The sequence below is a fragment of the Aeromonas sp. genome, from assembly GCF_050252055.1.
In the GTDB taxonomy this organism is placed as follows: Bacteria; Pseudomonadota; Gammaproteobacteria; order Enterobacterales; family Aeromonadaceae; genus Aeromonas; species Aeromonas caviae.
Map to the genome: position 1 here is coordinate 248,174 of NZ_JBFWLQ010000007.1, position 10,294 is coordinate 258,467.

At 58.3% G+C, this 10,294-nt stretch carries 8 protein-coding genes; 5 read left to right on the forward strand and 3 right to left on the reverse strand.

The annotated features are described in order from the left end of the window. The first annotated feature begins 109 nt into the window (after window positions 1-109). Window positions 110-1,447 carry a murein DD-endopeptidase MepM gene (gene mepM / locus AB7E19_RS14595; RefSeq protein ID WP_041212320.1) on the forward strand — a complete coding sequence of 446 codons (1,338 nt, stop codon included), beginning with the start codon at window positions 110-112 and terminating at the stop codon, window positions 1,445-1,447. A 63-nt stretch (window positions 1,448-1,510) separates the two neighbouring features. Here the strand turns inward: mepM and AB7E19_RS14600 are convergent, their stop codons facing one another. Next, window positions 1,511-2,455 (reverse strand): D-2-hydroxyacid dehydrogenase, encoded by a 945-nt coding sequence (locus AB7E19_RS14600; protein ID WP_113069034.1) that lies wholly within the window; start codon window positions 2,453-2,455, stop codon window positions 1,511-1,513. A 161-nt stretch (window positions 2,456-2,616) separates the two neighbouring features. On the opposite strand from AB7E19_RS14600, the gene AB7E19_RS14605 reads away from it, so the two are divergent. After that, window positions 2,617-3,198, forward strand: coding sequence for a YjaG family protein (locus AB7E19_RS14605; protein WP_010672811.1), 582 nt, complete (start codon window positions 2,617-2,619; stop codon window positions 3,196-3,198). A gap of 61 nt (window positions 3,199-3,259) precedes the next feature. On the opposite strand, the gene AB7E19_RS14610 is transcribed toward AB7E19_RS14605, so the two are convergent. After that, on the reverse strand, window positions 3,260-3,739 hold the full coding sequence (locus AB7E19_RS14610) for a MarR family winged helix-turn-helix transcriptional regulator (protein WP_010672813.1): 480 nt from the start codon (window positions 3,737-3,739) through the stop codon (window positions 3,260-3,262). 163 nt (window positions 3,740-3,902) lie between these two features. On the opposite strand from AB7E19_RS14610, the gene AB7E19_RS14615 reads away from it, so the two are divergent. Continuing rightward, complete coding sequence (locus tag AB7E19_RS14615; RefSeq protein WP_010672814.1) at window positions 3,903-4,430, forward strand: hypothetical protein; 528 nt, start codon at window positions 3,903-3,905, stop codon at window positions 4,428-4,430. Between the two features lie 9 nt (window positions 4,431-4,439). Beyond that, a complete protein-coding gene (locus tag AB7E19_RS14620) occupies window positions 4,440-6,038 on the forward strand; it encodes a BCCT family transporter (protein WP_010672815.1) in 1,599 nt (532 codons plus the stop codon). Between the two features lie 70 nt (window positions 6,039-6,108). Here AB7E19_RS14620 and mutS read toward each other — a convergent pair whose 3' ends face one another. Then, the gene (mutS, locus tag AB7E19_RS14625) at window positions 6,109-8,664 is read right to left on the reverse strand and encodes a DNA mismatch repair protein MutS (RefSeq protein ID WP_427935722.1); all 2,556 of its coding nucleotides are present in this window, start codon (window positions 8,662-8,664) and stop codon (window positions 6,109-6,111) included. 203 nt (window positions 8,665-8,867) lie between these two features. On the opposite strand from mutS, the gene AB7E19_RS14630 reads away from it, so the two are divergent. After that, entirely contained in the window at window positions 8,868-10,151 is a 1,284-nt protein-coding gene (locus tag AB7E19_RS14630; RefSeq protein WP_427935724.1) for a tyrosine-type recombinase/integrase, read from the forward strand. Window positions 10,152-10,294 lie beyond the last annotated feature (143 nt).

Sequence of the window (10,294 nt, forward strand, 5' to 3'; positions counted from 1 at the left end):
CTTTTTGTAAGTATTTAGGTCTAAAAGCCAGATATTCGGTTTTTCATAATAAAAACTCATAAAAACAGACCCACAACCACCACCCTTAGATCTAATAACAGGATAGCGGATGAAACGTCTCCGTCCCTTGGTAGCCCAGGCTGCCAATTGGGAACCCCCGGTTCCCCGCAAGCATTTCTATGCCATGCTATTGCTCACGGCCATGACGCTGTCAGCGGTAGCCGTATTGCCAGCTCCCGGTGACATCCTGGAGCGGCCACTGCGTCTGGAGTTGCCGATCGCCACCACGGGCACCGCAACCAACGAAGACAACACCGACTTCAACGACATTCCGGATCACGAGCTGGTCGAGTCAGCCGCTCCCGAAGACGACATCCCGGCGGATGCCACGCCTCAATGGCAAGATTACCGGGTTCGCAATGGCGAGAACCTGACCACCATCTTCAACAACCTGGGGCTGTCCACCACCACCCTCTACAAGGTGCTGGATGCGGATGCCAAGAACAACCTGGCGCGTCTCAAACCCGGTCAGACCATCGAGTTGCTGATCGATCAGGACAACATTCTGCAGCAGTTGAAGATCCGCCTGAACATCAAGCAGACCCTGGTGCTGGAGCGTACCGACGACACCTATAGCGCCAACATGCTCAATGAAGAGGTAGAGTGGCAGCAGAAGAGCTATGACGGTGTCATCAACGGCAGCTTCTACGTCAGCGCCCGCAATGCCGGTATCCCGGCCAACCACATCCAGAAGATTGCCAACCTGTTCCAGTGGCGCCTCAACTTCGCCAAGGATTTGAAAAAAGGTGACAAGTTCAAGGTGCTGGTCCGTCAGGAGACGGTCGACGGCAAGAGTACGGGCAATACCCAGTTGCTGGGGGTCGAGGTGTTCAGCCAGGGCAAGGCCGTGTCAGCCTGGTTGTCGGAAGATGGCAACTATTATGACGGTCAGGCAAACAGCCTGGAGCGCGGCTTCCGCCGTTATCCGACTCACAGCCGTTACCGGGTCAGCTCCAGTTTCAACCCGAATCGCCGTCATCCCATTACCGGGCAGGTCCGGCCCCATGAGGGGACCGACTTTGCCTTGCCGGTAGGCACGCCCATCATGGCGACCGGTGATGGTGTGGTCCTCAAGGCAACCAGCCACCCGCTGGCAGGCACCTATGTTGTGATCAAGCACGGCCGTACCCTGATGACCCGTTATCTGCACCTGAGTAAGCTGCTGGTGAAACCCGGGCAGAAGGTGAAGATGGGTGACAAGATTGCCCTCTCCGGCAACACGGGCCGCTCCACCGGTGCTCATTTGCACTACGAGGTGCGCATCAACAACCGCCCGGTGGATCCCATGAAGATCAAGCTGCCGATGGCGGAGCCGCTCTCCGGCAAGGACAAGCGTCAGTTCCTCGCCAAGGTGAAGAGCTACCGCAAAGAGATGGAGGCGGGCTGAACGGCTCCCTCCTGACGAAAAAGGCCCCGCCAACTGGCGGGGCCTTTTCATTGCAGAACGGCTTCAATAACCCTTGTCAAAGTCGATCCTGCCGTCCAGCTGCTGACCATCGATGAAGCGGATGTAGTTGCGGATGAAGATCTGGGCCACATCTTCCGGGAAGCTGTAGGCGCTGTTGTGGGGCGTCACGATGAGATTGGGCTGGTGCCAGAGCGGGCTGTCAGCGGGCAGGGGTTCCTGCTCGAACACATCGAGCACCGCCATGGCGGGTTTGCCGGCTTGCAGTGCCGCCAGCAGCTCCCCCTCATGGACGGCATTGCCCCTGCCGACGTTGAAGAAGATGGCGCCCGGTTTGCAGTGGCTGAAGCGTTCGGCGGTGAAGAGATGGCGTGTCTCGCGGGTGGCGGGCAGCACGCTGACGATGACATCGGCTTGGGCCAGCATCTTGTTGAGTGCCGGCAACTGGTACACCTGATCGAACCCGGCACGTTCACGGCCACTGTGGCTGATGCCGAGCACCCTCATGCCAAAATGTTTGCCGGTGTGGGCGATATGCTGCCCTATGCTACCGGTGCCGAGCAGTAGCAGCGTCTTTCCCTTCAAGCCCTGATAGGGATGGCTCTGCCAGACGCCCTGTTGCTGCTGCTCGCGATAGAGTGGCAACTGGCGGGTCAGGCTGAGCAGATGGCCGAACACATACTCGCTCATCAAGGGGCCGAAGATGCCGCGGACATTGGTGAGCAGGTAGTCGCGGCGGCAACTGGCGTCCAGCAGCACGTCGACCCCGGCATAAGTCGACTGGAGCCAGCTGAGCTTGCCGGCCTTGGCCAGCAGCGGCTTGGCCCGGGCAGGCTCGGCCATCAGGATATGAGCGTCACCGATAAGCTGTTCGGCCTCGGCCTGATTGTCGGCCCGAAGAATGTGCAGATGGGGAAGATGGGCCGCCTTGAGCAGGCGTTCATAGTGGCTGTTGTCCTGACTCAACAGCAGCAGGGTACGTTGGCTCATACTCTTGTTCCTTATCGTGTTTATGGCAAGGCGAGAGGGATGCTGTCTCCATCTTACCCCAGTTGATCGGGCAAGATAGTCGAGCAGGGCGCTTTTTCATTTTTAGACGGGGCCCTCGTGGGCTACAATCTGCCCCACATTTTGCAAAGGATCCGACTCCAGTGTTTGGTGACAAGTTTTATAAGCGACTGGCCGAGCTGCAGCCCTGGCAGCAAACCGTCTATACCCTGGCGCTGGCAGAGCGCATGTACCCCAACTATGTGCTCTTTACCCAGGCCTCCGGTTTCGGGGATGCGAGGGCATTCCGTCACGCGCTGGATCAGATGTGGAACTACCTGACGGTCAAGGGATCCCGCGTCAATCTTGGTGCCATTCTGGAAGCGTTTGAAGTCTACATTCCCGATCCCCGCAAGTTTGAATCCTACGGCGCCTATCCGGCACTGGACGCCTGCGTGGCGCTGGGTTGTGCCTACAACTCGGTGATCTGCCGGGTGGGGGAAGAGGCCAACGACGCCAGCCATGCGTCTGTCGGCACGGTCGCCGGCTTCATCGAGATGCTGGAAGAGCGGGATCTCAGCGATGATGAGCTCTATGAGCACGAGTACATGGAAGCGGAGCTGGAGTTCCAGGTCGAACTGCTCAAACGGGTGGCCCATGAACGGGACAGCGACCGCATCCTTGCCATCCGCGCCTTCGCGGCCCAGGACGGCGTCTCCAACATCGGCATCAGCCTGGAGGCGTAACGCCATCGCGTACTGCCCATAAAAAAAGCTCCCGGTCGGGAGCTTTTTTTATGGCTGCGGTTCAGGCCCGCTCTTCGGTCAGGGGGCTGACACTCAGCACGGGGGCGGCATCGATGCCGTCGGCATTCATCATGGCGGAGATGCGTTGCAGGGAAGAGAGCAACAACCCCTGTTCCCAGTTTTCCAGCGCCTGAAAGCGTTGAATGAAACTCTCCTGCAAGGGGGTCGGAGCCTGGGCAAGCAGGGCGCGTCCCGCGTCAGTGAGCGTCGCATGCACCTTGCGTTTGTCGGTTTCGCTGCGAATGCGCTGTACCAGTTGGCGGCTCTCCAGTCGGTCCATGATGGTGGTCGCGGTGGCCTGGCTCATGTTGGTGTGATCCGCCAACTGGCGCATGGAGATCTGGCCAAGCTCGTCGATCCCCTTGAGCAGCAGGAGCTGGGGCGAGGTCAGGCCGGCCTCCTTGATCAAGCGCTTGGAGTGCATGTCGATGGCACGGATGATCTGGCGCAGGGCGATCAGCACTTCATCATGTTTTTCCATGGGGTCTGGGTCATCGCAGGGCTGTGGAGAGGCGCGAAATTCTCCGCCTAATCCATAACAAGGTCAATATGGTTTTTGATGTAATGATTTCAGCTCTAATGAATATTGTGTTAGGTTATCGGACAATTGCCCCAGTCCAACCCGATATTTGAGGAGTGAAATCATGCATGACGACCTGGATATCAAGTCCCTGGTTGCCGACCTGCGTGTGGTCAGAGTTCGCTATGAACTGCCGGATACCGCGGCGTTTGTGCGTTATCAACCTGCCTATGACGAGGACCCCAACAACCTCAAGGTACACCACTACGATGGTGAGCTGCCGCTCTCTTGCAGCAACACAGGTTCTTTTAGTCTAAAGGAGTTGGTCAATGAGTTGCGCTATGCCTATGTGCTGGTTCACCTCTTCCCTGACGAGAGTGCCATGAACTTTTATCTGGCGGGTCTGGACAATGGGCTGGCACAGCTGGAGTTCATCGGTGGCTCCTATGACTTCAACCGCCTCTGGATCACCAGCGGTGTCTCCAATCTGGGGGTGCCCATGGCTATCTTCCTTGGCAAACGCCACGCAGTGAACGGTCAGCCGTCGGTGACCCTGGTGGATCACCGTGAGCAGGTGGCAGGTCGTCTGGCCTATCGCGCCATCGGCGGTGCCGGCGATCACGTGGGTGAAGACTTTTTCAACAACGACTAAGGAGGCCCGATGCGAGCAACCAAAGGGCTTTTGAAAGGCCTCAATCCCACCATGGCCATGACGGCCCTCACCGTCGTGACCCTCTTCCTGCTGTTCGGCGTCTTTGATCCGGATACCGCGGGCACCTGGTTTACCGGGGCCAAGGACACCATCATTGCTGGCTTCAAGTGGTATTACATCCTGGTGGTCGCCCTGTTCCTGTTCTTCGCCGTCTACTTGATGTTCAGCCGCTTTGGCAGCATCCGGCTGGGCGACGACGACCAGGTACCGGAGTTTGGCTACTTTGCCTGGTTCTCCATGCTGTTCAGCGCAGGCATGGGCATAGGCCTGGTGTTCTGGAGCATCGCCGAGCCCATGTATCACCTGCAGGGCAACCCCTTCATCACCGAAGGCATGACGCCGGAAGCGGCCCAGATCGCCATGCGCCTCACCTTCTTCCACTGGGGTCTGCACCCCTGGGCCATCTATGTGATCGTCGGCCTGTCGCTGGCCTTCTTCAGCTACCGGCGCAAGTTGCCGCTGGCCATCCGCTCCGTGCTCTATCCCATTCTTGGCGATCGCATCTACGGCTTCTGGGGCCATGCCGCCGACGTGCTGGCGGTGTTCGGTACCGTGTTCGGGGTGGCGACCTCCCTTGGGCTGGGCGTCTCCCAGATGAACACCGGCCTCAACCAGATGTTCGGCATGGGCGTGTCACAAGCGAACCAGCTCTGGCTCATCGGTGGCATCAGCCTGATTGCCACCCTGTCGGCCATCTCCGGTGTCGGGCGCGGGGTGAAGATCCTCTCCGAACTCAATATCTGGTTGAGCGTGTTCGTGCTTGGCCTCTTCCTGGTGCTGGGGCCGACCACCTACATCCTCAACGCCTATGTGCAGAACATCGGTGATTACCTGCAGAACATCGTCAAGCTGAGCTTCTGGACCAATACCGAAGCCAACGGCACCTCGGCCTGGCAGTCTAGCTGGACCGCGTTCTACTGGGGCTGGTGGATTGCGTGGGCACCCTTTGTCGGCATGTTCATCGCCCGCATCTCCAAGGGACGCACGATTCGTGAATTCGTGCTCGGTGTCCTGCTGGTGCCCTCCCTGCTCGGCATGCTCTGGCTCACCGTGTTCGGCGGGACTGCCATGAACCTGGAGCTGTTCGGTGGCGGCGGCGTAGTGGAAGCGGTCAATCAGGATGTCACCATGGCGCTCTACAAGACGGTGGAACTGCTGCACTGGGAGACCTTCGGCTGGATTGCCAAGGGGGTGCTGACCCTGCTTATCTGCACCTACTTCATCACCTCCAGCGACTCGGGCACGCTCGTGATTACGACGCTGCTCTCCATCGGCGATCAGGATCCCCCGGTGCTGCACCGCGCAATATGGGGACTGGGGCAGGGGCTGGTCGCGGCCATTCTGCTGGTCTCCGGCGGGCTGGCCGCCCTGCAGGCCGCCAGCATCATCGCCGCGCTGCCCTTCTCGGTCATCATGCTGGCCATGTGCTACTCCCTGATGCAGGGGCTCAAACAGGAGAGCCAGCACCAGTTCGAATACAGGCAGAAGCTCAAGCGCCATCCGGGGTCGGTCAATCTGAGCCTGATGGATCGCATCGGTCCGGGCTGATGACAGGTTCGGTCAAACGAAAGGGGAACCTCGCGGTTCCCCTTTTTCATGCCTGTTCGGCGGTCGGTAGCTACAGCATCTGCTTGAGGCGATAGAGCAGGTCAAGTGCCTGGCGCGGGGTCAGCTCGTCCGGGCGTACTGTTGCCAGCTCCTCCACCACAGGATGGGGTTGCGGGGCGAGAGTGACCGGAGCAGGACGGCTTTCACCAGCGGCCACCGGAGTGGCACTCTCCAGCTCATGCAGTTTGTGGCGGGCCTGGTGGATCACCGATTTCGGCACCCCGGCCAGCGCCGCTACCTGCAGGCCGTAGGAGCGGCTGGCCGCGCCTTCCTGCACCGCGTGCATAAAGGCGATGGTGTCGCCGTGCTCCACTGCATCCAGGTGGACATTGGCCAGCCCGCTCATCAGCTCCGGCAAGCGGGTCAGCTCGAAGTAGTGGGTGGCGAACAGGGTGTAGGCGCCAATCTTGCTCGCAAGCTGCTCGGCGCAGGCCCACGCCAGCGAGAGGCCGTCGTAGGTGCTGGTGCCGCGGCCAATCTCGTCCATCAGCACCAGACTGCGGGCGGTGGCGTTGTTGAGGATATTGGCGGTTTCGGTCATCTCCACCATAAAGGTGGAGCGGCCGGAGGCGAGATCATCCGACGCCCCGATGCGGGTGAAGATGCGGTCGATGGGGCCGATGCGGGCGCTGTCGGCGGGCACGAAGGCGCCGATATGGGCCAGCAGCACGATGAGCGCGGTCTGGCGCATGTAGGTGGATTTACCGCCCATGTTGGGGCCGGTGATGATCAGCATCCGCCGCTCCCGCTCCAGCCGTATCGGGTTGGCGATAAAGGGGTCGGTCATCACCTGCTCCACCACCGGATGGCGGCCCGCCTCGATGAGGATCTGATCCTCGTCGATGAGGGTGGGGCAGCGATAGTCGAGGGTCTCTGCCCGCTCCGCCAGGTTGGCCAGCACGTCCAGCTCCGCCAGTGCGGCAGCAGACTCCTGCAGATCGCCAAGGTGGGGCAGCAGGGCGTCGAGCAGCTCTTCGTAGAGACGTTTTTCCAGCGCCAGGGCCTGGGCCTGGGCGGTGAGCACCTTGTCCTCGTACTTCTTCAGCTCATCGATGATGTAGCGCTCGTTGTTTTTCAGCGTCTGGCGGCGGATGTAGTGGGCCGGCACCAGGTGGCTGTTGGCGCGGCTCACCTCGATGTAGAAGCCGTGCACCTTGTTGTAGCCCACCTTGAGGGTGTTGATGCCGGTGAGCGCCTTCTCCCGCTCCTCGATGCGGGCCAGGCTGGCGGTGGCGCCGTTGGCCAGATCCCGCAGCTCGTCCAGCTCCTGGTTGAAGCCGTCGCGGATGACGCCGCCATCGCGGATCAGCACCGGCGGCACTTCCATCACGGCGCGCTCCAGCAGGTCGAGCAGCTCGGGGAAGGTGCTGGCGCGTTCGCGCAGCTGCTGCACCGCCTCGTGCTCGCTCTCCGCCAGCAGGCGCTGCAACTCGGGCAGCTGAGCAAAAGCCTGCCGCAGCCGGGTCAGATCGCGCGGGCGGGCACTGCGCAGGGCGAGACGCGCCAGCACCCGCTCTACGTCGCCGACCTGGCGCAGCAGGCTCCCCAGCTCGTCATAGAGGTTCTGCTCGATGAGCTCCTTGATGGTGCTCTGGCGACCTTTGAGGATCACCCGATCGCGGATCGGCTGGTGGATCCAGCGCTTGAGCAGGCGGCTGCCCATCGGCGTGGCGGTGCAATCGAGCACGGCGGAGAGGGTATTGTCGTGACCGCCGGCCAGATTCTGGGTCAGCTCAAGATTGCGGCGGGTGGCGGCATCCATGATGACCGCATGATCAGGCTGCTCCAGGCGCACGCTGCGAATGTGGGGCAGGGCGGTGCGCTGGGTGTCTTTCACGTACTGCATCAGGCAGCCGGCGGCGCACAGGGCGGTCTCGCTCTGCTCGACCCCAAAGCCCACCAGATCCTGGGTGCCGAACTGCTGGCACAAGAGCTTGCGGGCGGTGCCGAGCTCGAACTCCCACTCCGGGCGGCGGCGCAGACCGCGGCGACCCTCGACATGGTGCAGGAAGGCGAACGATTCGGGGTAGAGGAGCTCCGCCGGATTGGTGCGTTGCAGCTCCGCCAGCAGGGTCTCTTCTTTCTCGAACTGGTTGATGAAGAAGCGTCCGGAGCCGATGTCCATGGTGCCGTAACCGAAGCAGCGGCCATCGTGGTAGACGGCGGCGATCAGGTTGTCCTGGCGCTCGCTGAGCAGCGCCTCGTCGGAGACGGTGCCCGGGGTGATGATGCGAATGACCTTGCGCTCCACCGGCCCCTTGCTGGTGGCGGGATCCCCCACCTGCTCGCAGATGGCGGCAGATTCGCCGAGCTGCACCAGCTTGGCGAGATACCCTTCGATGGCGTGATAGGGCACGCCCGCCATCGGGATGGGGCTGCCGGCCGACTGGCCGCGCTTGGTCAGGGAGATGTCGAGCAGCTGGGAGGCCTTGCGGGCGTCGTCGTAGAAGAGCTCGTAGAAGTCACCCATGCGATAGAACAGCAGGATCTCCGGGTTTTCGGCCTTGAGAGTCAGATACTGCTGCATCATAGGGGTGTGTTGATGTAAAATTTCTATTGTTATCAATGTCTATTCGCCGTTAAGTTGCTGTTCTTGCTCTGCCTTTTTTCTTTGTTAAGGCTCAGCATGGTTCAGTTTGTCTCATCTAAGCTCACTGAATCTTGCTTTAAAGCGTAGGTTGATGCGTAGGTTTGTGTGATGATGAACGAGATTGAAATGAAAACCTACGCTTTTTCTCTCATAAAAAACGATATGAAAGGATGTAAGTGATGGCTGCGCTCCAGAATAGCAAACCGCTTTCTTACAAGGCAATTGAGGCGATGAAGCCAGGAGACAAAGATAAAGTCGACATCGGTGATTATCGAGGACTGCGAGTCGCGTGTGGAAAAACGGGAAAGAAAAGCTTTTACTACCGCTACAACGACCCTTTGAATCCGCGTAAGCAAAAGCAAGTCACCTTAGGTGTCTTTCCTGCCATGTCCTTGGAGGAGGCAAGGACCAAGTTCAAAGAATTGAAGCTCATGAGGCATCAAGGTATCTGTCCGGCTACAGAGTTGAGCGCAGTTAAAGTCAAGCTCGAGCAGGAACCTGAAGTCGTTACACCGTTTACCATCACTGACATGATCGAGCTTTACCTGACTGAGCACATCGAAGATCGGCCCGCCAAGGAAGGAGGGATTTTACCTGGAGCCCGTAAACCCAAAGGGCAAGCAGAAACACGAAGGACTCTCTATAACGATCCTGTGCGTGTATTCGGAGAAAGGTTAGCTACGGAGGTGCCAGCTAACGATATTGTGGCCTTGATCATGGAGATTGTTGCGCGGGGAGCGAATGTTCAAGCTGGTAGTGTTCTGCGTGAATTATCAGCTGCTTTCGATTATGCAATTGGAACGGGTAAACTGGATGAGCACTTTGTAAACCCAGTTACGAACGCAAAGAAAAGATTAAAATTAGCGAAGGTGCGTTTAACATGTCAAAAAGGAACACGAATTCTTAGTGATGAAGAGCTAAAAAAATTTCTTCTCTGGTTACCAAGTTCTGGTTTTACTATTCCACAGAAAAACGTGCTCAGAATGACGCTATGGACAGGATGCCGTACCGGAGAAATATGTGGTGCTTATTGGCGAGATATTGATCTAAGTAATGGTACATTCCATTTAAAAGAAACAAAAACTGATACCGAGCGATATGTTCAGTTGCCAAGACAAGCTATCGAATTTCTTCATTCACTGAAATTAATCACAGGTGATTGTTTATTCCCATCTATTTTGACTAAAAAACCGATACCTCAGAAATTGTTAACTGAAACAGCGTGGCGACTGCGCAAAGACAATGTAATGATTGATATACCTTCTTGGACACCACATGACCTTAGGCGTACCGTTAGAACGGGGCTTGCAAAGCTGAAATGCCCCAGTGATATTGCAGAGGCAATACTAGGTCATGCCCCGAAAGGCATAGAAGGAACATACAACCTACACAGATACAATGATGAGTGCAAAGAGTGGTTGCAAAAGTGGGCGGATCATTTAGAAAGGTTAATTGCGATATAGAAAATTTTCATCGGTCTGTACAGATCTAGTTATCGCCTGACACCGGCCTCAAACCGGCGTCTTGTTTACGCTACTTTAGTGCGCACTTCCTTCGGTATCAATTTCAGACCCTTCTTGAACATGCTGTAGGGGGTCTGACCCTC

Coding starts and splice junctions, on each gene's coding strand:
- mepM (WP_041212320.1), top strand. CDS start 110: ATGAAACGTCTCCGTCCCTTGGTAGCCCAGGCTGCCAATTGGGAACCC.
- AB7E19_RS14600 (WP_113069034.1), bottom strand. CDS start 2,455: ATGAGCCAACGTACCCTGCTGCTGTTGAGTCAGGACAACAGCCACTAT.
- AB7E19_RS14610 (WP_010672813.1), bottom strand. CDS start 3,739: ATGGAAAAACATGATGAAGTGCTGATCGCCCTGCGCCAGATCATCCGT.
- AB7E19_RS14615 (WP_010672814.1), top strand. CDS start 3,903: ATGCATGACGACCTGGATATCAAGTCCCTGGTTGCCGACCTGCGTGTG.
- AB7E19_RS14620 (WP_010672815.1), top strand. CDS start 4,440: ATGCGAGCAACCAAAGGGCTTTTGAAAGGCCTCAATCCCACCATGGCC.
- AB7E19_RS14630 (WP_427935724.1), top strand. CDS start 8,868: ATGGCTGCGCTCCAGAATAGCAAACCGCTTTCTTACAAGGCAATTGAG.